This window comes from Micromonospora sp. NPDC048040, from assembly GCF_055587185.1.
Genome location: NZ_JBVJGT010000008.1, coordinates 35038 through 59553, shown reverse-complemented (window position 1 = coordinate 59553; position 24516 = coordinate 35038). Strand labels below are relative to the sequence as shown.

24 protein-coding genes are annotated in these 24516 nt (G+C 72.1%); 14 read left to right on the top strand and 10 right to left on the bottom strand.

Features of this window, described 5'->3' with window-relative positions; translation table 11 throughout:
• The first annotated feature begins 90 nt into the window (after nt 1–90).
• From ACZ6O2_RS11565 to ACZ6O2_RS11550, 4 genes are all read left to right on the top strand, one after another.
• Nucleotides 91–705 (top strand): TetR/AcrR family transcriptional regulator, encoded by a 615-nt coding sequence (locus ACZ6O2_RS11565; RefSeq protein ID WP_350703924.1) that lies wholly within the window; start codon nt 91–93, stop codon nt 703–705.
• Between the two features lie 84 nt (nt 706–789).
• Complete coding sequence (locus tag ACZ6O2_RS11560; RefSeq protein WP_466022785.1) at nt 790–1251, top strand: hypothetical protein; 462 nt, start codon at nt 790–792, stop codon at nt 1249–1251.
• Complete coding sequence (locus ACZ6O2_RS11555; RefSeq protein ID WP_466022784.1) at nt 1238–1798, top strand: DUF3995 domain-containing protein; 561 nt, start codon at nt 1238–1240, stop codon at nt 1796–1798. Before ACZ6O2_RS11560 ends, ACZ6O2_RS11555 begins: the two co-directional genes overlap by 14 nt.
• Nucleotides 1795–2799, top strand: a complete 1005-nt coding sequence (locus ACZ6O2_RS11550; RefSeq protein WP_466022783.1) for a YwqG family protein — start codon at nt 1795–1797, stop codon at nt 2797–2799. Before ACZ6O2_RS11555 ends, ACZ6O2_RS11550 begins: the two co-directional genes overlap by 4 nt.
• 362 nt (nt 2800–3161) lie before the next feature.
• On the opposite strand, the gene ACZ6O2_RS11545 is transcribed toward ACZ6O2_RS11550, so the two are convergent.
• Together ACZ6O2_RS11545 and ACZ6O2_RS11540 are read right to left on the bottom strand one after the other, a co-directional pair.
• Nucleotides 3162–3524, bottom strand: coding sequence for a PH domain-containing protein (locus ACZ6O2_RS11545; RefSeq protein WP_091103067.1), 363 nt, complete (start codon nt 3522–3524; stop codon nt 3162–3164).
• A 79-nt stretch (nt 3525–3603) separates the two neighbouring features.
• The gene (locus ACZ6O2_RS11540; RefSeq protein WP_350704165.1) at nt 3604–4488 is read right to left on the bottom strand and encodes a LysR family transcriptional regulator; all 885 of its coding nucleotides are present in this window, start codon (nt 4486–4488) and stop codon (nt 3604–3606) included.
• Between the two features lie 87 nt (nt 4489–4575).
• Between ACZ6O2_RS11540 and ACZ6O2_RS11535 the strand changes: the two genes are divergently transcribed.
• Complete coding sequence (locus tag ACZ6O2_RS11535; RefSeq protein WP_466022782.1) at nt 4576–4938, top strand: DUF1801 domain-containing protein; 363 nt, start codon at nt 4576–4578, stop codon at nt 4936–4938.
• Complete coding sequence (locus tag ACZ6O2_RS11530) at nt 4935–5327, top strand: VOC family protein (protein ID WP_350703914.1); 393 nt, start codon at nt 4935–4937, stop codon at nt 5325–5327. Before ACZ6O2_RS11535 ends, ACZ6O2_RS11530 begins: the two co-directional genes overlap by 4 nt.
• 12 nt (nt 5328–5339) lie before the next feature.
• On the opposite strand, the gene ACZ6O2_RS11525 is transcribed toward ACZ6O2_RS11530, so the two are convergent.
• Nucleotides 5340–5645 (bottom strand): 4a-hydroxytetrahydrobiopterin dehydratase, encoded by a 306-nt coding sequence (locus ACZ6O2_RS11525; protein WP_350703912.1) that lies wholly within the window; start codon nt 5643–5645, stop codon nt 5340–5342.
• Nucleotides 5646–5828: 183 nt separating this feature from the next.
• Here ACZ6O2_RS11525 and ACZ6O2_RS11520 point away from each other — a divergent pair, with 183 nt between their 5' ends.
• Nucleotides 5829–6269, top strand: a complete 441-nt coding sequence (locus tag ACZ6O2_RS11520) for a (deoxy)nucleoside triphosphate pyrophosphohydrolase (protein ID WP_350703910.1) — start codon at nt 5829–5831, stop codon at nt 6267–6269.
• 76 nt (nt 6270–6345) lie between these two features.
• Here the strand turns inward: ACZ6O2_RS11520 and ACZ6O2_RS11515 are convergent, their stop codons facing one another.
• From ACZ6O2_RS11515 to ACZ6O2_RS11490, 6 genes are all read right to left on the bottom strand, one after another.
• A complete protein-coding gene (locus tag ACZ6O2_RS11515) occupies nt 6346–7443 on the bottom strand; it encodes a succinate dehydrogenase/fumarate reductase iron-sulfur subunit (protein ID WP_350703908.1) in 1098 nt (365 codons plus the stop codon).
• Nucleotides 7443–9395 (bottom strand): fumarate reductase/succinate dehydrogenase flavoprotein subunit, encoded by a 1953-nt coding sequence (locus ACZ6O2_RS11510; protein WP_350703906.1) that lies wholly within the window; start codon nt 9393–9395, stop codon nt 7443–7445. Before ACZ6O2_RS11510 ends, ACZ6O2_RS11515 begins: the two co-directional genes overlap by 1 nt.
• Before the next feature lie 12 nt (nt 9396–9407).
• The gene (locus tag ACZ6O2_RS11505; protein WP_350703904.1) at nt 9408–10214 is read right to left on the bottom strand and encodes a hypothetical protein; all 807 of its coding nucleotides are present in this window, start codon (nt 10212–10214) and stop codon (nt 9408–9410) included.
• A gap of 386 nt (nt 10215–10600) precedes the next feature.
• Complete coding sequence (locus tag ACZ6O2_RS11500; RefSeq protein WP_466022781.1) at nt 10601–12055, bottom strand: metallopeptidase TldD-related protein; 1455 nt, start codon at nt 12053–12055, stop codon at nt 10601–10603.
• Between the two features lie 189 nt (nt 12056–12244).
• Nucleotides 12245–13681 (bottom strand): TldD/PmbA family protein, encoded by a 1437-nt coding sequence (locus ACZ6O2_RS11495; RefSeq protein WP_466022780.1) that lies wholly within the window; start codon nt 13679–13681, stop codon nt 12245–12247.
• Nucleotides 13682–13794: 113 nt separating this feature from the next.
• Nucleotides 13795–14343, bottom strand: coding sequence for a Uma2 family endonuclease (locus ACZ6O2_RS11490; RefSeq protein ID WP_466022845.1), 549 nt, complete (start codon nt 14341–14343; stop codon nt 13795–13797).
• 273 nt (nt 14344–14616) lie between these two features.
• Here ACZ6O2_RS11490 and ACZ6O2_RS11485 point away from each other — a divergent pair, with 273 nt between their 5' ends.
• From ACZ6O2_RS11485 to ACZ6O2_RS11465, 5 genes are all read left to right on the top strand, one after another.
• Entirely contained in the window at nt 14617–15672 is a 1056-nt protein-coding gene (locus tag ACZ6O2_RS11485) for an ABC transporter ATP-binding protein (RefSeq protein ID WP_350704163.1), read from the top strand.
• Nucleotides 15673–15727: 55 nt separating this feature from the next.
• On the top strand, nt 15728–16831 hold the full coding sequence (locus tag ACZ6O2_RS11480; protein ID WP_466022779.1) for an ABC transporter ATP-binding protein: 1104 nt from the start codon (nt 15728–15730) through the stop codon (nt 16829–16831).
• Nucleotides 16828–17835 (top strand): ABC transporter permease, encoded by a 1008-nt coding sequence (locus ACZ6O2_RS11475; protein WP_350703894.1) that lies wholly within the window; start codon nt 16828–16830, stop codon nt 17833–17835. Before ACZ6O2_RS11480 ends, ACZ6O2_RS11475 begins: the two co-directional genes overlap by 4 nt.
• Nucleotides 17836–17845: 10 nt before the next feature.
• The gene (locus tag ACZ6O2_RS11470) at nt 17846–18832 is read left to right on the top strand and encodes an ABC transporter permease (protein WP_393261362.1); all 987 of its coding nucleotides are present in this window, start codon (nt 17846–17848) and stop codon (nt 18830–18832) included.
• A gap of 158 nt (nt 18833–18990) precedes the next feature.
• Entirely contained in the window at nt 18991–20733 is a 1743-nt protein-coding gene (locus ACZ6O2_RS11465; RefSeq protein ID WP_466022778.1) for an ABC transporter substrate-binding protein, read from the top strand.
• A 135-nt stretch (nt 20734–20868) separates the two neighbouring features.
• Here ACZ6O2_RS11465 and ACZ6O2_RS11460 read toward each other — a convergent pair whose 3' ends face one another.
• The gene (locus tag ACZ6O2_RS11460) at nt 20869–23010 is read right to left on the bottom strand and encodes a S9 family peptidase (protein WP_466022777.1); all 2142 of its coding nucleotides are present in this window, start codon (nt 23008–23010) and stop codon (nt 20869–20871) included.
• A gap of 86 nt (nt 23011–23096) precedes the next feature.
• Here ACZ6O2_RS11460 and mshB point away from each other — a divergent pair, with 86 nt between their 5' ends.
• Nucleotides 23097–24023: an N-acetyl-1-D-myo-inositol-2-amino-2-deoxy-alpha-D-glucopyranoside deacetylase gene (mshB, locus tag ACZ6O2_RS11455; RefSeq protein ID WP_350703887.1), complete on the top strand. Its 927-nt coding sequence runs from the start codon at nt 23097–23099 to the stop codon at nt 24021–24023.
• A 17-nt stretch (nt 24024–24040) separates the two neighbouring features.
• Nucleotides 24041–24484 carry a hypothetical protein gene (locus tag ACZ6O2_RS11450; RefSeq protein WP_466022844.1) on the top strand — a complete coding sequence of 148 codons (444 nt, stop codon included), beginning with the start codon at nt 24041–24043 and terminating at the stop codon, nt 24482–24484.
• Nucleotides 24485–24516: the final 32 nt, after the last annotated feature.

Sequence of the window (24516 nt, the reverse complement as noted above, 5' to 3'; positions counted from 1 at the left end):
GACCGTCTCGTCTCGCTGTTGGGGCGACCCTACCCGATCGGGCCCGACTGTCAAGACGGACCGTCTCGTCTCTCTTGTTAGATTGGACCCGTGCCCACGCAGAAGGTCGCCCCCGACGCCAGCCGCCGCAGCCAGACCGCGCGGCGAGCCATCCTTGCCGCCGCCTTCGACCTCGTCGGCGAGGTGGGGTACGCGAAGCTCAGCATCGAGGGCATCGCCGCCGCCGCCGGCGTGGGCAAACAAACCATCTACCGCTGGTGGCCCTCGAAGGGCGCGCTGCTGTTCGACGCCTTTCTCGCGCTCACCACGGAGGGGCAGGACGGCCAGGGTGGCGCGCTACCCGACACCGGCGACCTGGCGGCCGACCTGAAGGTGGTCCTGCGGGCGACCGTCGCGGAACTGAACGACCCGCGCTACGACCAGCCCATGCGCGCCCTGCACACCGAGATCGTCCACGATCCCGCCCTGGCCGCCGACTACGCGAAGCGGTTGGACGAGCCCATGCGGGAGCTGAAGAAGGAGCGCCTGCGCGCCGCCCAGCGTGCGGGGCAGTTGGCCGAGGACGTCGAACTCGACGTGGCCGTCGACATGTTGTTCGGGCCGGTCCTCAACCGGTGGCTCCAGCGCACCGGCCCCCTGACCCCGGAGTACGCCGACCGGGTGGTGGACACGGCGCTGCGCGGCCTCCGGCCACGCGACCGGTAGCCCCCGCTGTTCCCTCCCCTTGGGGAGGCGGATCCCCCCGGAACGGGAGTGGGACGGGGGTCGGCCGCGGCTACGGTCGCAGCCATGGTCGACAACGTTCACTCCCGGCGATGGCCGGCGTACGCCCTGGCCGTGCTTTTCCTCGGGTACGCCGCGGGAAAGGCCGTCTTCGCCGCACAGTCCCGGCTCGGGTTCCCGGGTGGCCCGGTCGTGTCCGCCGCCGAGCACGAGAGCTACGCCCGCGACGTCATGGGCGTGGCCACCGCGCAGTGGTCGGCGACCGCTACCGGGTTGTTGGCCGCGTGTCTCGCCGTCGCCACGGTGACGACGCTGGGGCGTCGGGTGCCGAGGACGATGATGCTGCTGGCGCTCGCCGGCATGCTGCTGGCCGTCGGAGCCGGCGCGATGATCATGGTCGTGGACGGCTTCGTCGGCATCGGTGTGGGCTGGCAGTGGTACCACGCGGTCCTCGGGCTCGTCGTGATCGGGCTGCTCCTGGAGACGATCCGGTCCTACGCGACGGCGACGAAGCATGTCGCGGCCTGATCGCGCGCGCTGGGGCGCGTTCGGGGCGGCGGCCTGCGCCGCGGCCTACGGCTCGATGAAACTCGCGCAGGCGCTGGGGGCCAACGCGCTCGCCGACAAGGACCCGCTGCCCCCGGAGATGCGGGAACGGCTGCTCGCGCGAGACCCGCTGTTCGTGGCGAGCCACTGGGTGCTGGCCACCGCCGCCGTGGTCGGCGTCGTGGTCGCGCTGGCCACGCTGCGGCCCTGGCGGGCGGCCCTCCCGCGCCGCCTGCTGCTCGCGATCGCCGGGACGCTGGGGGGCTTCATGATCGCCCGGTCGATCGGGGTGCTGGGGTTCGGCTTCGTCGGCGACACGCTGCTGCTGACCGGAGTCCGCCCGCCCCCGGCCGGGCACGCCGCGCTGGCCCGCGAACTGGCACGGTGGGACCTGCTGCTGTGGTCGCCGTTCTTCCTGCTCTGGGGGTTGTGCTGGACGGCAGCGGGATGGCGGCTGCACCGGAGGTCCACTGTGACCGGTGGTCCGGCGTCGGCGGTGGGTGCGGTGAGCCCTACCATCTCGCCATGATCACTGCGCCGTTGGCACCCGACGTACTCGCCCGCTACCCCGGGCTGGAGAAGCTCGGCCGCACGGCCACCCGGCTGCACCCCCGCCGCGGGACGGTCACAGCCACGGAGAGCCACGTCGGAGGGCCGCTGCTGTGGCCGGCCGACGAGCCCTGGCCCACCTGCGCCACCCCGTGCATGGTGCAGGAGGAGGTGCCGATCCCGGCCGAGCTGTTGACCCGGATGCGCGAGGCGGAGAGCCGCCGTACGGTGGCCCACGTGCTGGCCGACGGCGAGATCGAGCTGCACGAGGAACTCGCCCGGCTGGTCGGCCCGGGTTTCAGCGGTTGGGGCTCGGTGAACGGCGGCCCGACCGTGGGCTACCGGTACGGGCCGCGATCCCACCCCCGGCCGAACCCGATGGTGGCGCTGGCGCAACTGCGCGCGGCGGACGTCCCGGACCTGCCCCGGCCCGGCGGGGCGGACCTGTTGCAGGTGCTGTGGTGCCCGTTCGAGCACGACACGCCGCCGTGGGGGCCGATCGTGGAGCTGCGGTGGCGGCGGGAGGCGGACGTCACCGCCACGCTGACGGAGCCGCCGCGCGGTGAGACCGGGGCGGAAGGGTACGTGCCCCAGCCGTGCCGGCTGCACCCGGAGCAGATCGTCGAGTATCCGTACATCGAGGAGCTGCCGGCGGACCTGCGGGAGCTCGCCGAGGCGGACGAGGAGTACCTCGACACCTTCATGGCGCCCGGATGGAAGGTCGGCGGGTACGCCCGGTGGAGCCTCACGGACCTGCTCCCGACGCCGTGCCCTCGCTGCGCCGGTCCCACCACGCTGGCCCTCGTCATCGACTCCTCGGAGCACGGGGCCGACCGGTGGCGCCCGACCCGGGCGGACGGCGCACCGGACGACGACGACCCGTACGAGCCGACCGGGGTGGTCGTCGGTCGCTATGGCGCGCTGCGCATCTTCGTGTGCCTGGCCTGTCCGGACGTGCCGTTCCTGCTCGACCAGCAGTGAGGCCTGTGGTGTCGACGAATCCGTGACTGTCCGGGCCGACCCCCACGGTCCCTGATCGGGCACGGCGTGGACCGCTGCCATGCCGCCGTCCCCCCCGTCACCCCCCGTCGCCGGCGAGTGGAACACCAGGGGTGTCAAACACGTGCGTTGACAGCCATGGTGTTCCACTCGCGGGCGTAGCGGGTCAGGCCCCCGGTGTCGAGCCCACGGTCTCCGCCGGGGACGCCCAGCACCTGCGCCACCGGGTCTTCTGTGACCACGCTGCCGCCGGACGGCCGACGCCGCCTGCTCCGGGCCGACCACGACGGCCCCTGTACCCGCCGCCCGCTCAGGCGCTGAGAACTTCGGCCGCGCCGAGCAGCTCAGCTGATGTGGTGCAGGATCACGTTGTGCACGTGGTGGCTCTTCTGGGCGCCGCGGAACTCCACCTCGTAGGTGTGCGTGCCGACGTGGATCGCGATCGCGCCGGTGGAGAAGAACGAGCCGCCCCAGGACTTGTTGCTGACCACGCTGACGCTCGTGATCTTCGAGTACGGGATGCTGGTGATGGCGTACCGCTTGCCGACGAAGGAGCGGTCCTGGATGATCACGCGCCGGTCGGTCAGGCCGATGAAGCCCGTGCCCGTGCCGACGGCGTCGTAGACGGCGATGATCTGTTCCCCCTGGAGCAGGCCGCTCTGGATCTGCTGGAACTGCTCCTTGCGGTCGTACGTCGCGTTGGCCATGACCCCCACGGTAGGCCGGGTGCGCCAGCCCAAGATCAATGAGACGGCCGCCGGGGCGGAACCTCGTTGGTGGCGCGGGTCAGCGTACGTTCGCGTCGGTCGCGGCCCGGACGAACTCGCGGACCCGGGCCGTGGTGTTGCTCTCCCGCCAGACCAGGCCGCGCCGGATCGGCGGCGCGTCGCGGATCGGCACGTACGCCACGTCGGGGCGGGGGTAGTAGCGCCGGGTGTGCTCGCCCACGGGCAGCACGCCCCGCCCCATCGCGACCAACGTCAGCATCTCCGAGAAGGTGTTGCCGGCCGGCCCCTTCGGCACCGGCCGCCCCGACGGGGTGTGCTCGGGCGTGCGGTCGCGCTTGAACTCCGCCGAGGTCACCGCCGGGTACTGCACCACCGGGTGGTCGCCGAGCACCTCCAGGGAGACGGACTCCTGCCGGGTCAGCGGGTGCCCCGCCGGCACCGCGAGCACCCGCTCCTCCTCCAGCAGCGCCGGCCCGCAGGCCATCCCGTCGAACGGGTACGCGGCCATCAGGATGTCGATCGAGCCGTCCACCAGGCTCGGCCGCGAGTTGAAGAGCTGGACCTCGTGCACCTCGACCTGGCAGTCCGGGTGGCGCTGCGCGAACAGGGCGACGGCCTTGAGCAGCGCCGGGGCGGTCCACTCGCCGAGGAAGGCGACCCGCAGCCGCCCGGTGACGCCCCGCCCCGCCTCGACGGCCCGGCGTACCGCCTCGTCCATGCCAGCGACCAGCGGCGCCAGGTCGTCGGCGAGCTGCCGGCCGATGGGGGTGAGCTGCACGACCCGGCTGGTGCGGGCGAACAGCGGGGCGCCGATGCGACGTTCCAGCTTCTTGACCACGTGGCTGATCCGCCCGGTCGTCACCCGCAGGCGTTCGGCCGTCCGGCCGAAGTGCAACTCCTCGGCGAGCGTCAGGAAGGTCTCCAGCTCGTGGCGTTCCAGCACGTCGGTGTCCCGTCGTTGAATCCGGCTCAACGATCGTAGTGCGATCGCGTCTTGGTCAGCCGGGCCGGGCGGCGCATCGTGGGGGTCATGGAAACGACGACAGTGACCGACTACCTGGCGGGCCTCGACGCCCCGCTGCGGGAGATCGGCGAGAAGCTCCTCCCCGTCATCGAGGCGGCGCTGCCGGGCGCGACCGGGGCGGTGTGGCACGGCCACCCGGTCTGGGGCCTCGGCGACCGGCCGGGCCGGCGACCCGTCTGCCTGGTGAAGGCGTACGCCGCGTATGTCACCTTCGGGCTGTGGCGCGGGCGGGAGATCACCGATCCGTCGGGGCGGCTCGTCCCGGGCGCCCGGCAGATGGCCGCGGTGAAGCTGCGGAACCTCGCCGACGTCGACCCGGCCCTGTTCACCGACTGGCTGCGCCAGGCCCACGACCTGGAGGCGAAGTGAGCGCGGTGCGGGTCACGGGCTTCGACCACCTGGTGCTCAACGTCTCCGACGTCGAGCGGGCGCTGGGCTTCTACTGCGACGTGCTGGGCCTGGCCCCGGTGCGGGTCGACGAGTGGCGGGCCGGCAAGGTCCCGTTCCCGTCGGTACGCGTCAGCCCGGAGACCATCATCGACCTCGTCCGTCGGGACCGGGGCGAATCCAACGTGGACCACTTCTGCCTGGTGGTGGAGCCGCTGGACTGGCAGCACGCCGTCGACGCGGGGGTGTTCACAGTCCTGGAGGGGCCGGTGGGCCGGTTCGGCGCGCGCGGCAGCGCCACCTCCCTCTACGTGCGGGACCCGGACGGCAACTCCGTCGAGCTGCGCTGGTACCCCCAGGATGCCGCGTAGCCGGCGCGTGGATCAGGGCTGGGTGACGGCGCGGTACGCGTCCTCGATGCGGGCGGCCAGCAGCACCTCGCGCTCGGTCAGTGGGGCGTTGCCGTGCCCGACCTTGATGTGCGTGTGGTCGGCGCGGCGGCTGATCTCGGGCCGCAGGTGCAGCGCGTCGGCGACCACCTTCACCCGCTCGGTGAGGGCCGCGTGCTGCGTGTCGTCGATCACGAGGGTCCGTCGGATCTGCTCACCCTCCCGGGTCCAACCGGTGAGCAGGGTGAGGGCGTCGCTGAGGTAGTCGTGCTTCGCCCGGCCGTTGAACAGCACGCGCATCACCGCACCTCCCAGGCGCCGTTGCCGGCTTGTGGCCAAATCGTCGCCGTCCCGTGTCTTGTCGGTGCCCTCTAGTCTGTCGTCGCACGGTGGGTGTGTCCACGCCCACACTTCCGTGTTCTCCTGCCCTGACGGTCGGCCACGCTACCCAAACCGCCGATTGATCTGGCACGCTGGACGCCCGTGCGGACCGAACGGGCTAACGGCGGCGGGCAGGCCGAGCGACGGGACCTGAGGGTCGTCGTCGGGGCGGCGATCATCAGGAACGGCAGGGTGCTCGCCTGCGCCCGGGCCGCCCCGCCCGAGGTGGCGGGCATGTGGGAGTTCCCCGGCGGCAAGGTGGAGCCGGGCGAGAGCGAGACCGCCGCGCTCGTCCGCGAGTGCGCCGAGGAACTCGCCGTACGCGTGGAGATCGGCGACCGGGTCGGCCGTAACGTCCGGATGGCGCACGGCCGCTCCGTGCTCAAGGTGTACGCGGCCCGCCTGCTGCACGGCGACCAGCCGCGGGCGCTGGAGCACTCGGCACTGCGCTGGCTCTCCGCCGACGAGTTGGACAGCGTCACCTGGCTGCCTGCCGACGCCCCCATCGTCGCCGCCCTCCGCCCGATCCTCGCGCCCGGCTGAGCCGAAGCGGACACTCGGGCGAAAACGGGACGGGGGCCGGCGGCAACAGCCGCGGCCCCCGTCATCGTCGACGCCCTCAGTGCTTGTCCTGCTCCGGGTGGGCGAAGTTCAGGTGCTCCGGCGGCAGCGGGAAGGTCACGTCCTCGCCGAACGGCGACGGCGCCGCCGCCCGGTCGAAGGTGAGCTCCGTCAGCGGAAGCCTGCCGTGGGTGTCCACGGCCGGCGCCGTCGGCTTCGGCACCTCGCGGTGCCAGTTGACGCCGCGCTGCGCCTGCACCTCGGACTGCGAGTCGTGCGAGCCGCCAGCGTGCGAGTGCACGCCCCCGTGGGCCACGCTGCCGTGCACCGCACCGCTGGCGTGCCCGCTGGTCACGATGGTCTGAGGCACCTGACCCCTCCGGAAGATCTTGCTACCAAGCCACACGAGGGGATCGTACCTGCGGTCGACGACCCGCTCCTTCATGGGGATGATCCCGTTGTCCGTGATCTTGATGTGCTCCGGGCAGACCTCGGTGCAGCACTTGGTGATGTTGCAGAATCCGAGGCCCTGTTCGGCCTGCGCGTACTCCTTGCGGTCGGTCTTCGCGTCGAGCGGGTGCATGTCCAGCTCCGCGGCCCGGATGAAGAACCGCGGCCCGGAGAACGCCTGCTTGTTCTCCTCGTGGTCCCGGATCACGTGGCAGACGTTCTGGCACAGGAAGCACTCGATGCACTTGCGGAACTCCTGCGAGCGCTCCACGTCGACCTGCTGCATCCGGTACTCGCCCGGGGCCAGGTCGGCCGGCGGCGCGAACGCCGGGGTCTCCCGCGCCTTCTCGTAGTTGAACGAGACGTCGGTGACCAGGTCCCGGATGACCGGGAAGGTGCGCAGTGGGGTGACCGTGACCGTCTCGTCCTCCGTGAAGGTGGACATCCGGGTCATGCAGCTCAGCCGCGGCTTGCCGTTGATCTCCATCGAACAGGAGCCGCACTTGCCGGCCTTGCAGTTCCACCGGCAGGCCAGGTCCGGGGCGTCGGTGGCCTGGAGCCGGTGGATGACGTCGAGGACCACCTCGCCCTCGTTCACCTCGACCATGTAGTCCTGCAGGTCGCCGCCGTTCTCGTCGCCGCGCCAGATGCGGAACTGGCGCTTGGCGCCGGGCTTGCCGGCCCCGGGGGACTTCTGCTCCGCCATTACTTGCCCGCCTCCTCGGCCTCGGCGTCGGCGACGAGGGCGTCGAACTCGGCGAGCTCCTCGTCCGTGAGGTACTTGGCCAGCTCCGCGCGGTCGAAGAGGCCGATCAGCTCCGCGCGCATCTTCGGCAGCGGCTTGCGCTCCAGGCGCACGGTGTCGCCGTCCAGCGAGCAGACCAGGTTGACGCGGCGCCACATCGGGTCCATCGCCGGGTAGTCCTCCCGGGTGTGGCCGCCGCGCGACTCCTGCCGCTCCAGCGCCGCCTTGGCGGTGCACTCCGAGACCACCAGCATGTTGCGCAGGTCCAGCGCCAGGTGCCAGCCCGGGTTGTAGCGGCGCCCGCCGCTCGCGCTGACCTTGGCCACCCGCTCGCGCAGCTCCGCCAGCCGGGTCAGCGCGTCGGCCAGCTCGCCCTCGCGCCGGATGATCCCGACGAGGTCGCCCATCACCGCCTGGAGGTCCTGCTGGAGGGTGTACGGGCTCTCGCCGGTGTCCCGCTGCAACGGTGCCAGCGCGGTCTCCACCGCGGCCTCCACCGCCGCGACGTGGACCTTCGGGCGGGCCGGCAGGCTGTCGGCGTACGTGGCGGCGTGGCCGCCCGCGCGCTTGCCAAAGACCAGCAGGTCGGAAAGCGAGTTGCCGCCGAGCCGGTTGGAGCCGTGCATGCCGCCGGAGACCTCACCCGCGGCGAAGAGCCCCCGCACGGTGCCGTACGCGGCGCCCGAGTCCGGGTCCACCTCCACGCCGCCCATCACGTAGTGGCAGGTCGGGCCGACCTCCATCGGCTCCTTGGTGATGTCGACGTCGGCCAGCTCCTTGAACTGGTGGTACATCGACGGCAGGCGGCGGCGGATCTCCTCGGCCGGCAGCCGGGAGGCGATGTCCAGGTAGACGCCGCCGGCGGGGGTGCCCCGGCCGGCCTTGACCTCGCTGTTGATCGCCCGGGCCACCTCGTCGCGGGGCAACAGCTCCGGCGGACGCCGGTTGTTGTCCGGATCCTTGTACCAGCGATCCGCCTCGGCCTCGTTGTCCGCGTACTGCTTGCGGAAGACGTCGGGGACGTAGTCGAACATGAACCGCTTGCCGTCGGAGTTCTTCAGCACGCCGCCGTCGCCGCGCACCGACTCGGTGACCAGGATCCCCTTCACCGACACCGGCCAGACCATGCCGGTCGGGTGGAACTGGAGGAACTCCATGTTGATCAGCGTCGCGCCGGCGCGCAGGGCCAGCGCGTGCCCGTCCCCCGTGTACTCCCAGGAGTTCGAGGTGACCTTGTAGGAGCGGCCGACGCCGCCGGTCGCCAGCACCACGGCCGGCGCCTCGAAGAGGACGAACTCGCCGGACTCCCGGTAGTAGCCGAACGCGCCGGCGACCCGGTCGCCGTCGAGCAGCAACTCGGTGATGGTGGTCTCGGCGAAGACCTTGATCCGGGCGTCGTACGAGCCGTGCTCCCGCTTGTCCTCCTGCTGGAGGGAGACGATCTTCTGCTGGAGGGTGCGGATCAGCTCCAGGCCGGTTCGGTCACCGACGTGCGCCAGGCGCGGGTACTCGTGGCCGCCGAAGTTGCGCTGCGAGATCTTCCCGTCCTTGGTGCGGTCGAAGAGCGCGCCGTACGTCTCCAGCTCCCAGATCCGCTGCGGCGACTCCTTCGCGTGCAGCTCGGCCATCCGGAAGTTGTTGAGGAACTTGCCGCCGCGCATGGTGTCGCGGAAGTGCACCTGCCAGTTGTCCCGGCTGTTCACGTTGCCCATCGCGGCGGCGGCGCCGCCCTCGGCCATCACCGTGTGCGCCTTGCCGAAGAGCGACTTCGAGATGATGGCGGTCTTCTTGCCGGCGAGCCGGGCCTCGATCGCCGCGCGCAGGCCGGCGCCGCCGGCCCCGATCACGACGACGTCGTAGTGGTGCCGTTCGATTCGCGTGGTAGAGCTCGGGTGGTGGTGAGGATTGGTCATGTCAGGGGCCCTCTAGTTGATGAACCGCAGGTCGTTGAACCAGCCCGCCGCGACCGCCATGACGTAGAAGTCCGTCAGGGCCAGGGTGCCGAGGGTGATCCAGGCGAGCTGCATGTGCCGGACGTTCAGGGCGGAGATGAAGGTCCAGGCCCGGTAGCGCACCGGGTGCTTGGAGAAGTGCTTGAGCCGCCCGCCGATGATGTGCCGGCAGGAGTGGCAGGAGATCGTGTACGCCCACAGCATGACCACGTTGCCGAGCAGGATGATGTTGCCCAGACCGAACCCGAAGCCCTTCGGCGAGTGGAAGGCCAGGATCGCGTCCCAGGTGTTGATCAGCGAGATGACGGCGGCGGCGTAGAAGAAGTAGCGGTGCAGGTTCTGGCCGAGCAGCGGGAACCGGGTCTCGCCGCCGTACGACTGGTGCCCGTCCGGCACCGCGCACGCGGGCGGCGACAGCCAGAACGACCGGTAGTACGCCTTGCGGTAGTAGTAGCAGGTGAGGCGGAACAGCAGCAGGAACGGCAGGGTCAGCGCGGCGTCCGGAATGATCCACCAGCCGGGCAGGAAGCTGCCGAAGTGCGAGGAGCCCTCGACGCACCGTTCGGTGACGCAGGGGGAGTAGAACGGGGTCAGGTAGTGGTACGCGTCGACCCAGTAGTAGTCGTGCATGAAGACCCGGACCGTCGCGTACGCGACCCACGCGCCGAGCCCGATCACGGTGAGCAGTGGGGCGAGCCACCAGCGATCGGTACGCAACGTCTTCGCCGCGATGGCGGCGCGTGCCCGCGCTCCCCGCGGCCTCGTTGCCGTTGATGTCATTCGAGTCGTCTCCCTGACGGGGCCCGCACGCGCGGGCGGATCAGTTTCCGGTCGGCACGCGGACCGGCGAACCCGCACCCGCTTGCCACGTCATGCGCACACCAACGACCGCGCCGGCGATACGGCGCAGCTAAGTGACACACGTTACGCCGATCTTTGCGGGCCGTCCGCGCAAGGCAGTGTCCCGTGTGTCCCGGCCGGTGGAAAGCCCCGAACGATGATCGATGTCCGGATGTTAAGAACCTCACCGGTTGCCTGTCCGGCGTACGCGCGCGACTCACCCGGAAGCGTCGCCGGCCCGGAGTCCGTCGTGGAGCGGGCCGCCGGGCTCCGTCGTGGAGCGGGCCCGCCGGGTCGGGCTCCGATCCGTGCAGCGGGCCGTGGGGTCAGCCGGAGGCGCCGCCCGTGAAGTTCCAGGAGGCCAGTCGCAGCGGCGGGGCCTCCCACCAGACGCCGTCCGTCCGGTCCGGCTGGCGTACCGCCCGGCTGCCGACGCCGAGCACCACGCCGGGACCGAGGGCGCGGGGGTAGGACTCGGTGAAGCGCAGGTCGCGGACCGCCCGGGTCACCACGCCGTCCTCCACCAGCCAGACGCCGTTGCGGGTCAGGCCCGTGACGACCAGGCTCTTCGGATCGAGCACCCGGGTGTACCAGAGGTCGCTGACCAGCAGCCCCCGCCGCACCCGACCGACCAGCCCGGTGGTGTCCCCGTCGACCACCGCACCCGGCACGCCGCCGCCCGCGCCGGCCGTGCCCGGTACGGCGGAGCCCGCCGCGTCGGCGCCCGACGTCGCTGCCGGCCCGCCGCCGGTGGCTCCGGCGCCCGTCGGCCCGGCCGCCTGCAGGCGCAGGTTGCGGGGCATCGGGCCCCACGTCGCGGCGCCGGCCAGCGCGTGTCCGGTCGAGGCCGCGCCGGCCTCGGCGGCGGTGCGCCGGTCGTGCGCCACCGCCCGGGTGGTGCCCGCCTCGACCAGGGTCACGGCGTGCCGGGGCGTGCCCTCGACGTCGAACGGCAGCCCGGAGCCGCCGAGCGGATCGTCGACCAGGGTGACCGCCGGGTCGAACTGGGCCGCCCCCGGCTCGGCGAAGGACTGCCGCTCGGCGTACCGCTTGCCGTTGAAGCCGAACCAGGAGAGGTTCTGGAGCAGGTCGGCGACGGCGGCCGGCTCCAGCACCACCTCGTAGCGGCCGGGCGGCAACTCGACCGGGTCGGCCGCGGCGCGCGCCTTGGCCGCGGCCCGGGCGCCGAGCGCGGCACCGTCGACTTCGGCCAGCCGGTCGGCGCAGAACCGGGCCACGCCGTCGGAGCCGCCGGTGCGGGCGATGCCGTCCATCGCCGCCTCGGCGGCGCGGCCCGACGTCGAGTGCCCGGCCGAGTTGGCGAACGCGGAGGAGCGGTGCGCCGTGCGGCAGTAGCCGGCCGCCTCCAGCCCGCCGGCCGCCGCCACGAACGCGCGCACCAACTCGGCCCGCTCGTCCGGCTCGGCGTACGCGGTGGCCTCGTCGAAGGCCGCGGCGGTCGGCGCCGGCGCCGGCGGGGCGAGGCCCGGCCAGGCCGGGTCGGGCGGGCAGAGCCGCGCCGCGGCGAGGGTGCGCTCGACCAGCGCGCGCAGCCCGTCGGCGGTGACCACGCTGCCGCTGCCGGCGGCCGTGCGCCCGCCGACGTGCAGCCGCAGCCGGACCTCGACGCTGGACTCGGCCACGTTCTGGTGGATGAACGAGTTGGCGAACCGGGTCAGCGCCAGGTCGGCTCGGGTGACCACCGCCTCGGCCTGCGCGTCGGGCCCGCCGAGCCGGCGGACCAGCTCCACCACCTGACCGGCGATCTCCAGCTCACTCATGCTGCACCCCCTTCGCTCGCGACTGCGGGACTCGGTCTCTGCGCTCGCTCATTCCTCGCGCTCACCGCATCCCTCTTCGTTCGCGACTGCGGGACTCGCTCGCTGCGCTCGCTCATTCCTCGCGCTCACCGCATCCCTCTTCGTTCGCGACTGCGGGACTCGCTCGCTGCGCTCGCTCATTCCTCGCGCTCACGCACGAACTCCTACCCGGACGTTGCGGAAGCGGGCCGGCGCGGCCGGGTGGCCGGTGTGGCCGACCTGGCCGGGCTGGCCCTTGCCGCAGTTGGGCGTGCCCCAGGCGACGGTCTCCGAGGAGAGTATGTCCATCGAGCGCCAGAAGAGGGGACCGATGCCGGTGTAGGTGGGGTTGCGCAGCATCCGCCCGCGCCGGCCCTTCTTCACCTCCCAGCCGATCTCGCAGCCGAACTGGAAGTTGAGCCGCTTGTCGTCGATCGACCATGAGCGGTTGACGTCCATCAGCACCCCGTCGTCGGTGGCGGCGACGATCTCCTCCAGGGTGTGCGGGCCGGGCTCCAGGCCCACGTTGGTCATCCGCACCATCGGCAGCCGGGCCCAGCCGTCGGCGCGTACGCTGCCGCCGTGGTCCAGGCCGGCGACGGCGGCCGAGTCCCGGCCGGCGAGCACGCCCACCCAACGCCCCTCGCGCACCGCGTCGCGCCTGATGGCCGGGGAGCCCTCGTCGTCGAAGCCGAAGCTGCCGAGCGCGCCGGGGATGGTGGGGTCGATGGTGACGTTCATGAGCTCGGAGCCGTAGCGCAGAGAGCCGAGCTGGGCCAGGTCCAACCAGGAGGTGCCGGCGAAGGCGGCCTCCCAGCCGAGGATCCGGTCCAGCTCGATGGCGTGCCCGACCGACTCGTGGATCTGCAGGGCGAGTTGCTCGCCGCCGAGGATGAGGTCGGTCTCGCCGGCGGGGCAGGGCGGCGCGGTGAGCAGCGCCCGGGCCTCCTCGGCGATCCGCGCCGCCTGCGCGGCCAGGTCGAGCGAGGTGACCAGCTCCCAGCCGGTGGTGCCGTATTGACCTCGGTAGCTCGGGTAGGAGCGGCGCTGGGTCTCCCCGTCACCGACAGCGGTGGCGGAGATGCCGCCGCCGCACTCGCGGATCCGCTGGTCGATCCGGTGCCCCTCGCTGGAGACGAACCACTTGGCCGTGTCCCAGACCTGGTAGAGGCCCTCGGCCACGTCGGCGCTGTGCTCCGCCATCGTCCGCGTGGCACCGACCAGCAGGTCGCCCTTGTCGGAGAGCGGCACGCCGAGCGGGTCCACCACGCAGGGGGACGCCCAGCTCGCGGTCACCGCCGGGGCCGGCACCAGGTCGATCGGCGGCCCCGGGACCCGCGCGCTCGCCGCGGCGATCCGCGCGGCGCGCCGGCCGGCCTCGCGGGCGGCGGCGTCGGACAGGTCCGGTACGGCGTGGAAGCCCCAGCTCGACCCGACCAGCGCGCGGACGCCCAGCCCGATGCTCTCGTCCTGGGTCAGCTCCTCGATGTCGCCGTTGCGGGCCGACATGGACTCGTAGCGGCGGTGCATGACCCGGGCGTCGGCATACCGGGCTCCCGCGTCGAGCGCGGCCTGCACCGCGGCGGCCGCCGCGTCGAACTCGGTCACGACGTCACTTCGCCGTGTTCCGTGCCGTCATGAGGCACCACCGGGCTGCGTCGATGATTCGCTCGCTGGAGCTCGCTCATGCGCCCGACCCTAGGCGAGCCCACCGACATCCGTCAGGTGAGCAGGTCCGCCGGCCGGATCGTGACCCGTACGGGCTCGGTCAGCTCCAGTTCGTCGCCGGCCTTGGTCACCGACCGCTCGACGTAGTGGGCGCCCTGCCGCTGGTACAGGTGCATGGTCAGGTTCTCCTGCTCCACGAGGAGGTACCACTCGATGCCGGCCGCCGCGTAGTAGTGCATCTTGAGCACCTTGTCGGTCGCGGCGTTGCTCGGTGAGATGATCTCGCACACCAGCCGCACATCGCGGGCGTCGATGACGAGCACGCGGAGATCGACGTCGTTGGTGATCACAAGGTCGGGTATCGGGATGCGTCCCGGCCGGAGCCGGACGTTCACCGCTTCCAGCACGCGTAGGCCGGCTGCCCGGACCGGTGCCCGGAGCACGGCGCGCAACTCGCCGGAGATGTTCTGGTGAAGAGGGGTGGCTCCTGGGGTCACGTGAAGGCTCCAGTCGAAGAGTTCGACGCGGTCCTGCGTCTCGCCGAGGGCGAGGTACTCCTCTTCGGTCCATGGGCCGTCGTGGCCGAACACCGCTGCGGTCATGGTCATCTCCACCTCATCGACGGGATCCTCCCGTGACTGACGCAGCCATGGTCGCACCTGAGGTGCGTCGGATGTCCCAGTTGTGGCGGTGGATGTGCTGGTGGGGGTGTCGGAGCCCGTTGCAGAGTCGTTACGCTGTGGCCCGCTGACAGCCCTCGGTTATGTAGCTTATTTTCACCCTCAGTGATTTCCTGTAGGTTCTCTTCGTCACTGAGGGAGGCGGTCGTGGGCAGTCCGGAGTCGGCGTCGTCCGGGGAACCGGGCCGCCCCAGCGTGCCGGAGCAGCGCTCCGGCCAGGACCCGTACCTGCGGGTGAGCGACCTGCGGGTCCGTTTCGACACCGAGGACGGCGTGGTGCGCGCGGTCGACGGGGTGTCGTTCGCGGTGGAGCGGGGGCGCACGCTCGGCATCGTCGGTGAGTCGGGCTCGGGCAAGAGCGTCACCTCGCTGGCCATCCTCGGCCTGCACAACGCCAAGCGGACCACCATCACGGGGGAGATCTCCGTCGGCGGGCGCCAACTGGTCGGCCTGCCGGAGGAGGAGGTACGCCGGCTGCGCGGCCGGGACATGGCGATGATCTTCCAGGACCCGCTGTCCGCGCTGCATCCGTACTTCACGGTGGGCAGGCAGATCGCCGAGGCGTACCGGGTGCACCACCCGAAGGCCGGCAAGCGCGAGGCCCGCCAGCGCGCGGTGGACATGCTGGGCCGGGTCGGCATCCCGCAGCCGGCCCGCCGCTTCGACCAGTACCCGCACGAGTTCTCCGGCGGCATGCGGCAGCGGGCGATGATCGCCATGGCGCTGGTCAACGACCCGGACCTGCTGATCGCCGACGAGCCGACGACCGCCCTGGACGTGACCGTGCAGGCGCAGATCCTCGACCTGCTGGCCGACCTCCAGGCCGAGTTCCACTCCGCGATCATCATGATCACGCACGACCTGGGCGTGGTCAGCCAGGTCGCCGACGAGGTGCTGGTCATGTACGGCGGGCGGGCCGTCGAGCACGGCAGCGTCGAGCAGGTGCTCCGGCGGCCGCAGCACCCGTACACCTGGGGCCTGCTCTCCAGCGTGCCCTCGCTGCACGGCGACGCGGACGCGGACCTGGTGCCGATCAAGGGCAACCCGCCCAGCCTGATCAACCTGCCGCCCGGCTGCGCCTTCCACCCGCGCTGCCGGTACGCCGGCCGCAACGGCGACCGCTCGCGCACCGAGGTCCCGGAGCTGCGCCCGGCGGGCGCGCCCGGCCACCTGGTGGCCTGCCACCTCTCCGCCGACGACCGGACCCGGTTGTACGCGGAGGACATCGCCCACGTGGGGGTGGCTCGGTGAGCGCGAGGAATGCAGCGGAGCGGAGTCCCGCAGTCGCGAACGAAGGTGGGACCCGATGAGTGTCGAGACGGTCGAGCCGCTGCTGCGGGTGCGCGGGCTGGCCAAGCACTTCCCGGTGCGCAGCGGGCTGCGGAGCACGGGCCTGGTGCGGGCCGTGGACGGGCTGGACTTCGACGTGCGCCCGGGCGAGACGCTCGGTCTGGTGGGGGAGTCCGGCTGCGGCAAGACGACGACCGGCCGGATGCTGGTCCGCCTGCTGGAGCCCAGCGCGGGGAGCATCGAGTTCGCCGGGCGGGACATCACCAACGCCGGCCGGCGTGAGCTGCGCCCGCTGCGGCAGGACCTTCAGATCATCTTCCAGGACCCGTACGCCTCGCTGAACCCCCGGCACACCGTCGGCCGGATCGTCGCGATGCCGTTGCAGGTCAACGGGATCGACCCGCCGGGCGGGATCAAGGCCCGGGTGCAGGAGCTGCTGGAGCTGGTCGGGCTGAACCCGGAGCACTACAACCGGTACCCGCACGAGTTCTCCGGCGGCCAGCGTCAGCGCATCGGCATCGCCCGCGCCCTGGCGCTGCGGCCGAAGCTGATCGTCGCCGACGAGCCGGTCTCCGCCCTGGACGTGTCGATCCAGGCGCAGGTGGTCAACCTGCTCCGCGACCTGCAGCGCGACCTGGGCCTGGCGTTCGTCTTCATCGCGCACGACCTGGCCGTGGTGCGGCACTTCTGCCAGCGGGTCGCCGTCATGTACCTCGGCAAGATCGTCGAGATCGGCGACCGGGACGACATCTACGAGCGCCCGCAGCACCCGTACACCCGGGCGCTGCTCTCGGCGATCCCGGACGTCACCAAGCTCGGCCCGGCCGGCCGGATCCGGCTGGCCGGCGACGTGCCCACCCCGCTCAACCCGCCGTCGGGCTGCCGGTTCCGCACCCGTTGCTGGAAGGCGCAGGACATCTGCGCCACCGAGGAGCCGGCGCTGGTGTCCCGCGACGGCGGGGGCCAGGCCGCGGCCTGCCACTTCCCGGAGCGGGGGCCCGTCGAGGCCGCCCCGGCGACGTCGGCCGCCGAGCCGGCGGACGGCGCGGGCGGCGAGCCGGCGGACGCGGGCGGCGAGCCGGCGGGCACGGGTGCGGGCGTCGAGGAGGTGTCGAGATGAGCATGTCCCCGGTGGAGGGCGTGGCGCTGGCCGAGATCGACTCGGGTGGCGGCGCCGACGCGCCGAAGGAGAAGGGCTTCGTCGGCCGATCGCCCGGCCAACTCGCCATGCTCCGGCTGCGCCGCGACCGGACGGCGATGGTCAGCGGGGGGATGCTGGTCTTCTTCGTGCTGGTGGCGCTCGCCGCGCCGCTGATCGAGGCGTTCTACGGGATCAGCCCGCGCGACCAGTTCCAGGCCAAGCTGGACGGCTTCGGCATGCCGCTGGGCTACGCCGGTGGCGTGTCGGGGGACCACTTCTTCGGGCTGGAGCCCAACCTCGGTCGGGACATCTTCATCCGGCTGGTGTACGGCCTGCGTACCTCACTGCTGATCGCCTTCGCGGCGGCGGTGATCACGGCGGCCATCGGCATCGCGCTCGGCGCGCTCGCCGGCTACCTCGGCGGCTGGCTCGACGCGGTGATCAACTGGATCACCGACCTGACCCTGGCCATGCCGTTCCTGATCATCGCGCTGGCCCTGACCCCGACCCTGACGCTGCGCTTCTACGGCGAGCGGGACGCGGTCTCGCCCGCCTTCGGGGTCGGGGTGCTGATCGCCGTCTTCGCGATCTTCGGCTGGACCGGCACCGCCCGGCTGGTCCGCGGCCAGGTGATCGCGCTGCGCGAGCGGGAGTTCGTGGAGGCCGCCAAGGCCAGCGGCGCCGGGTTGGCGCACATGCTCTTCCGGCAACTGCTGCCGAACATCTGGGCGCCGATCCTGGTGTCGTTCTCGTTGGCGGTGCCGCAGTTCATCACCAGCGAGGCCGCACTGTCGTTCATCGGCGTCGGGCTGACCGAGGAGACGCCGAGCTTCGGTCGGATGATCTACCAGAGCCTGGACTACCTCCAGACCGACCCGGCGTTCGTCTTCTTCCCCGGCATCACGATCTTCGCGCTCGTGTTCGCGTTCAACCTCTTCGGCGACGCGCTGCGCGACGCGCTCGACCCGAAGTCGTCCCGGTAGGGGGCATCCGATGGCGCGCTTTCTGATCAAGCGGATCTTCTCCGCGGTGCTCACCCTGTTCGCGGTGAGCGTGCTGACCTTCCTGATGTTCTTCGCGCTGCCCCGCGACCCCGTCAGCGGCATGTGCCCGAAGAACTGCAACCCCGAGCGGCTGGAGCGGGTCCGTGAGGAGTTGGGCCTGCGTGACCCGCTGATCACCCAGTACGCCGGCTACATGAAGGGCATCTTCACCGGGCGGGACCTGGGCAGCGCCCAGGGCGGCCGGTGCGACGCGCCCTGCCTGGGCTGGTCGTACGTCAACAACGAGGCGGTGCTGGACACCATCGCCCGGGTGCTGCCGGTGACGCTGAGCATCGTGATCCCGGCGGCGATCCTCTGGCTGCTGCTCGGCGTCGGCCTCGGCATGGTCTCGGCGCTGCGCCGCGGCACCTGGCTCGACCGGGCCGCGATCGGCTTCTCGCTGACCGGCGCCTCGCTCCAGCTCTACTTCGTCGGCGCGGTGCTGCTGCTGGTCTTCGTCTACAACCTGCGCCTGCTGCCCGTGCCGAGCTACACGTCGATCTTCGACAATCCCCTGAAGTGGGCCAGCGGCCTGGTGCTCTCCTGGGTCGCGCTGGCCTTCCTCTTCTCCGCCATCTACGCCCGGCTGTCGAGGGCGCAGATGCTGGAGACGCTCTCCGAGGACTTCGTGCGCACCGCGCGGGCGAAGGGCCTGGCGAAACCGAAGGTGTACGGGCGGCACGCGCTGCGCGCCGCGATCACTCCGGTGGTCACCATCGCCGGCCTGGACGTCGGGGCTGCGCTGGGCGGCACGGTGATCACCGAGACCACCTTCGGCATCCAGGGGCTGGGGCGGACCGCCGTCGAGGCGGTGCGCGCCGGCGACCTGCCCACCATCATGGCGACCGTGCTCATCTCGGCGGTCTTCGTGGTGCTCGCCAACGTGCTGGTCGACCTGCTCTACGCCGCCATCGACCCCCGCGTACGGCTCGGGTGACCCGCCCGTCCCGGCCGGCGCGCCCGCCCCGGGCGTCCGCCGGTCGGACGGCGGTGAAATTTATCGACAACTGTTACACAACTCGTAGGTTTTCTTCTTTACGATCCTCGGGACGTCGGCGTTCACGCCCGGCGGCACCTGGGTGGAGGAGGTAGGAGATGCGACCACGCGTGGCGGCCGCCGCAGGCGGCGCGATCGCACTGGTTGTGGCATTGGGTGCGTGCTCGGAGAACACGGGCGAGGGCACCACGGTGGACACCAACCGGCAGCAGACCGGGGTCATCGCGACCGACCCGAAGGACTCCATGGGTCCGGCGGCCGAGGTGCCGGGCGCCCAGAAGGGCGGCACCTTCACCATCATCCGGGAGACCCCCATCTCCCACCTGGACCCGCAGCGGACGTACTCGTTCGCCGGCCTGATGACGTCGCCGCTGTTCTCCCGTTACCTGACCACGTGGAAGGACGACGGCAAGGGCGGCCTGGTTCTCGTCGGCGACCTGGCCGAGACGCCGGGCACCAACGTCAACAACGACTGCAAGGTCTGGGAATTCAAGATCAAGGACGGGGTCAAGTTCGAGGACGGCCGCCCGATCACCTCCAAGGAGATCGCGTACGGCATCGCCCGATCCTTCGACCCGGACCTGTCGGGCGGCCCCACCTACATCCAGGAGTGGCTGGCCGACAGCCCGCAGTTCGACACCAAGTGGGACTTCAAGAAGAACAAGACCTCGTTGCCCCCGGGCCTGAGCACCCCGGACGCGAAGACCCTGCGCTTCGAGTTCGCCAAGCCCCGCTGTGACCTGCCGTTCGCGGTCTCGCTGCCGACCACCGCGCCGCTGCCGGCCGACAAGGACACCGGCGTCAACCTGGACCACCAGCCGTTCTCGTCCGGTCCCTACAAGATCGCCAAGAACCAGGTCGGCGTGCAGATCACCCTGGACCGCAACCCGCACTGGGACCCGAACACCGACCCGGTGCGGCACCAGTACCCGGACCAGTTCGTCTGGAGCTTCGGCGCGACGGCCGACGCCGCGAACAACCGGGTGATCGCTGACAACGGCGCCGACCAGAGCGCCGTCGCCTTCAACTACGTGCCCGCCTCGCTGGTCGCCAAGGTCGCCAACGACCCGGCGCTCAAGGAGCGGACCATCCTCTCCCCGACGCCGAGCTCCAACCAGCTCGTCATCAACAACCAGCGGGTCAAGGACCTGAAGGTCCGCCAGGCGCTGAACTACGCCATCGACCGCGAGGGCCTGATCAAGTCGGTCGGCGGGCAGACCGTGGCCTCGCCGATGACCACGCTGATGCCGCCGTCCACGATCGGCTTCAAGGCGTACGACGCCTACCCGGCCGGCGCCAACGGCAACGTCGACAAGGCCAAGGAACTGCTCGGCGGCCAGACGCCGGAGCTGGTCCTCGGCGTCGCGGACAACACGAGCGAGCAGCAGATCGCCACCCAGCTCAAGGGCAACCTGGAGCGGGCCGGCTTCAAGATCACCGTCCGGAACATCCCGGACGACTCGAAGCTCGACGAGGTCAAGAAGAAGGACAACCCCTGGGACCTGTACATCGGTAACTGGGCGGCGGACTGGCCGAGCGGCGCCTCGATCCTGCCGGTGCTCTACGACGGCCGTACCATCAAGCCCGAGGGCAACAGCAACAGCGCGTTCTTCAACGACCCGGCGATCAACGCCGAGTTCGACCGGATCCTGGCCCTGCCGCCGGGTGAGCAGGGCCCGGAGTGGGCCAAGCTCGACGAGCGGATCATGAAGGAGCACGCCCCGGTCGTGCCGCTCTTCGTCGACGTGGCCTACCTGGTGCACGGCTCCAAGGCCGGTGGGGTCTTCGTCTCCAGCGTCTTCGGCTACCCGGCCTTCGTGAACGCGTACGTCAAGCAGTAACCCTCAGGCACCAACCCCACGGACGGGCCCCGGTCGACAGCGTCGTCGACCGGGGCCTCCGCGCGTTCGGCGCCGCCTGCCACGCCGCTGGCCCGCCGGCACCGGTCCGGCCGTCCCGGCCGGGTGGGGCGGCCGTCAGAGGTGTTGGCGGACGAAGTCCAGCTCCAGCCTGAGCAGGCGTTCCGCCGTGCCGCCGGCGGCCATGTGGGTGGCCCCGGTCAGCGGGAGCACCGAGTGCGGCCGGCCGGTCGCCAGCAGCGCCGCCGACAGGCGCAGGGTGTGCGCGGCCACCACGTTGTCGTCGACCAGGCCGTGCACCAGCAGCAGCGGCCGGGCCGACTCCGGATCGGCCACCGGCTCGCCGGCCAGCTCCACCAGCGAGTGGTGCGCGTAGACGTCCGTGCCGTCCTCCGGCAGGCCCAGGTAGCGCTCCGTGTACGCGGTGTCGTACAGCGCCCAGTCGGTGACCGGCGCCCCGACGATGCCACACCGGAACAGCTCCGGGTGCCGCAGCACCGCCAGCCCCGCCAGCCAGCCGCCGAACGACCAGCCGCGCACGGCCACCCGGCCGAGATCGAGGTCGGGGTGCTTGCCGGCCAACGCGGTGAGCGCGTCCACCTGGTCGAGCAGCACGACGTCGGCCACCCGCCGGTGGATCGCCTTCTCGAAGGAGGGGGCCACGCCCGGGGTGCCGCGGTTGTCGACGGTGACCACCGCGAAGCCGGCGTCGGCCCACCACTGGCGCTCCAGCCAGGCCGAGCGGGCGGCGAGCACCTCCTGGTGCCCCGGGCCGCCGTAGACGTCCAGCAGCACCGGCAGCCGCCGCCCGGTGACGTAGTTGTCCGGGTAGAGCACCGCCGTCGGCAGCCGCCGGTCGGTGACCCGCTCCAGCAGCGGCAGCGGCGAGTACGGCGGGGTCGCGGCGAGCGAACGCAGCACGGCCACCTCGCGCTCGCCCTGCCACACCGTCCACCGGGTGCCCGGGTGGTCGAGCGAGGCGCTGCCCACCACCAGCACGTCCCCGCCGACGGCGGCGGTGTGCCAGCCCGGGTCGGTGGTGATCCGGCGGGCGTCGACGCCGCCGCCGATCGTGGTGCGCACCCGGAACAGGTGCCGCTCGCTCGGCTCCCCGTCGCTCGCCTCCACCAGCAGGTCGGCCGGGCCGGTGCCGCCGGGCAGCCGCCCCACCACCCGTCGCACGTAGAGCGACGGCGGGGTGAGCAGGGTCCCGTCGGCGAAGAGGCAACGGGCGTCGTACCCGTCGTGGGCCAGTTCCCCGCCGACCAGCACCCGGCCGTCCGGCAGGTGCGCCGGGGTGCCGGGGATCGGCTCCACCCAGCGCGGGTCGGCCAGTTCGGCGTGCACCTGCGTCTCGCCGGTACGCGGGTCGACCGCGAGCACCAGGCCGTGCTGCTGGGAACGGCGCAGCACGGTGATCAGCGGCCCGCCGTCGGCCCAGTGCACCGCGGTCAGGTACGGGTAGGTCTCCCGGTCCCAGTGCACGTCGACCCAGCCGTCGTCGAGGTCGAGCAGGTGCAGGCTGACCTCGGCGTTCGGGCCGCCCGCCCGGGGGTACGCGACCGTGGTCGGCGGGCTCGCCGGGTCGGCCGGGTCGTGCAGGTGCCAGCGGTCCAGCCGGGAGTCGTCCACCCGGGCGGCCAGCACGGAGCGCCCGTCGGGCGCCCACCAATAGCCGCGGAACCGGTCGAACTCCTCCGCCGCGATGTGCTCGGCCAACCCCCAGGTCACCCCGGAGTCCTCGCCGGCGAGCAGGCTGTCCGTGCCGTCGTGTTCGACCACCCGCAGCTGACCCCGGCGGACCCCCTCGGCGGCGTCGGTCACGTACGCCAGGCGCTGCCCGGTCGGGTCGGGCCGGGGGTCGAGCACCGGGCCGACGGTGGCCACCTCGACCACGTCGCCGTGCACCAGGTCGGCCCGGAACAGCCGCCCGGCCAGCGCGAAGACCGCCACCCGGCCGGCGGCGTCCAGCGCGTACGAGCCGATGCCGGAGGCGCTCAGCCGCAGCCGCTCGCGCAGCGCGCGCTCGCCGGGGCTGAGCGCGTCGACGTCCGCGTCCGCCCCGAGCAGCGCCGCCGGGTCGGCGACCAGCCGCTCCTCGCCGGTCGCCACGTCCAGCAGCCAGAGCGCGTCGGCCGGGTCCTCCGGGCCGGCCGAGCGCAGGAAGACCACCCGGGAGCCGTCGTCGGCCACGGCGACCGCGCGCGGCGCTCCGCGGCTGAACCGGCGGGTGCGGGCGGCCAGCTCCGGAAAGTCCACAGGCCAGATCGTAGATCGGCGCCGGGGGTGATGTGGCCGACCTGCGTGGACGCGTCACGGCCGGCGGAGGAGAACCGCCGGATAGAGTGACCACCGTGACGACGCTGCCCGACCGCCGCCTCCTGCTGGTCCACGCGCACCCCGACGACGAGTCCATCGGCACCGGCTCGACGATGGCGCACTACGCCGCCGCCGGTGCCCACGTCACCCTGGTGACCTGCACGCTCGGCGAGGAGGGCGAGATCCACGTGCCGGCGCTGGCCCAACTCGCCGCCGCCGAGGCGGACCAGCTCGGCGGCTGGCGGATCGCCGAGCTGAACGCCGCGTGCGCCGCGCTCGGCGTCACCGACCACCGCTTCCTCGGTGGCGCCGGCCGCTACCGCGACTCCGGCATGATGGGGCTCGCCACCAACGAGCACCCCCGGGCCTTCTGGCAGGCCGACCTCGACGAGGCCGCCGGCCACCTGGTGGAGATCATGCGGGAGGTACGCCCGCAGGTCGTGGTCACCTACGACGGCAACGGCTTCTACGGGCACCCCGACCACATCCAGGCGCACCGGGTGACGATGCGCGCCGTCGAGCTGGCCCGCGCCGAGGGCATCGCCCCGGCCAAGGTCTACTGGACGGCCATGCCGCAGAGCGTCCTGGAAGCCGGGATGGAGCACTTCGGCGGCTCGTCGGACAACCCCTTCGCCGGCATCGACCAGGCCACCGAGCTGCCGTTCTGCACGCCGGACGCGCAGATCGCGGCGCGGATCGACGCCACCGACCAGCATGCGGCCAAGGAGGCGGCGATGCGCGCGCACGCCACCCAGATCCCCGACACCTCCTGGCTCTACTCGATCGCCGGCAACTTCGGCAGCGAGTTCATGGGCGTGGAGTACTACACCCTCGCGGTGGGCGAGAAGGGCCCGGGCAGCGGGCCGTACGGCTGGGAGGACGACCTCTTCGCCGGGCTCGACGTCGCCGACGGCCCGGACCGGTCCCCGGTCGGGGCGGCCGGCCTCCGGTGACGCTGCCCACCGCGCCGATGCCGGTCGTCCCCGAGGAGAGCGCCCCGCCACCGCCGCCCGGCCGGTCCCGGCTGCTGCTCGACCTGGCCCTGCGGGTGGCCGGTGGGCTGGTCGCCGTCCTCGGCGGGGTGCTGACCGCGGTGCTGGAGCTGCTGCTCGCCACGCTCCGGGTCGGCGGGCAGCTGATCGGCGTCTCGGTGGTCCTCGCCGTCGCCGCCAACATCGCGCTGAGCTGGTTCGCCCACGAGGCGGTCGGCCGTCGCTGGGCGGTGGCGCTGCCCGCGCTGCCCTGGTTCGTCCTGATGGCGGTCGCGGCGGTCCGCACCACCGAGGGGGACCTGCTCGTCGCCGGCGACAACTGGGTCGGCCTGGCGATGATCGTGGCCGGCGCGATGACCTTCGCGGTGATGGGCTTCCGGCAGGTCCTGGCGCCGCCGCCGCCCGTCCGTCCGGGGGACTGACGACACCCAGGTTCCGGTGGTAGACATTCCTG

What these genes read in the sequence shown, in the direction of transcription:
- ACZ6O2_RS11465 (WP_466022778.1), top strand. Translation starts at nt 18,991, where the DNA reads ATGCGACCACGCGTGGCGGCCGCCGCAGGCGGCGCGATCGCACTGGTT.
- ACZ6O2_RS11475 (WP_350703894.1), top strand. Translation starts at nt 16,828, where the DNA reads ATGAGCATGTCCCCGGTGGAGGGCGTGGCGCTGGCCGAGATCGACTCG.
- ACZ6O2_RS11505 (WP_350703904.1), bottom strand. Translation starts at nt 10,214, where the DNA reads ATGACATCAACGGCAACGAGGCCGCGGGGAGCGCGGGCACGCGCCGCC.
- ACZ6O2_RS11555 (WP_466022784.1), top strand. Translation starts at nt 1,238, where the DNA reads ATGTCGCGGCCTGATCGCGCGCGCTGGGGCGCGTTCGGGGCGGCGGCC.
- ACZ6O2_RS11550 (WP_466022783.1), top strand. Translation starts at nt 1,795, where the DNA reads ATGATCACTGCGCCGTTGGCACCCGACGTACTCGCCCGCTACCCCGGG.
- ACZ6O2_RS11500 (WP_466022781.1), bottom strand. Translation starts at nt 12,055, where the DNA reads ATGAGTGAGCTGGAGATCGCCGGTCAGGTGGTGGAGCTGGTCCGCCGG.
- ACZ6O2_RS11525 (WP_350703912.1), bottom strand. Translation starts at nt 5,645, where the DNA reads ATGCGCGTGCTGTTCAACGGCCGGGCGAAGCACGACTACCTCAGCGAC.
- ACZ6O2_RS11470 (WP_393261362.1), top strand. Translation starts at nt 17,846, where the DNA reads ATGGCGCGCTTTCTGATCAAGCGGATCTTCTCCGCGGTGCTCACCCTG.
- ACZ6O2_RS11490 (WP_466022845.1), bottom strand. Translation starts at nt 14,343, where the DNA reads ATGACCGCAGCGGTGTTCGGCCACGACGGCCCATGGACCGAAGAGGAG.
- ACZ6O2_RS11560 (WP_466022785.1), top strand. Translation starts at nt 790, where the DNA reads ATGGTCGACAACGTTCACTCCCGGCGATGGCCGGCGTACGCCCTGGCC.
- ACZ6O2_RS11480 (WP_466022779.1), top strand. Translation starts at nt 15,728, where the DNA reads ATGAGTGTCGAGACGGTCGAGCCGCTGCTGCGGGTGCGCGGGCTGGCC.
- ACZ6O2_RS11515 (WP_350703908.1), bottom strand. Translation starts at nt 7,443, where the DNA reads ATGGCGGAGCAGAAGTCCCCCGGGGCCGGCAAGCCCGGCGCCAAGCGC.
- ACZ6O2_RS11510 (WP_350703906.1), bottom strand. Translation starts at nt 9,395, where the DNA reads ATGACCAATCCTCACCACCACCCGAGCTCTACCACGCGAATCGAACGG.
- ACZ6O2_RS11545 (WP_091103067.1), bottom strand. Translation starts at nt 3,524, where the DNA reads ATGGCCAACGCGACGTACGACCGCAAGGAGCAGTTCCAGCAGATCCAG.
- ACZ6O2_RS11535 (WP_466022782.1), top strand. Translation starts at nt 4,576, where the DNA reads ATGGAAACGACGACAGTGACCGACTACCTGGCGGGCCTCGACGCCCCG.
- ACZ6O2_RS11450 (WP_466022844.1), top strand. Translation starts at nt 24,041, where the DNA reads ATGCCGGTCGTCCCCGAGGAGAGCGCCCCGCCACCGCCGCCCGGCCGG.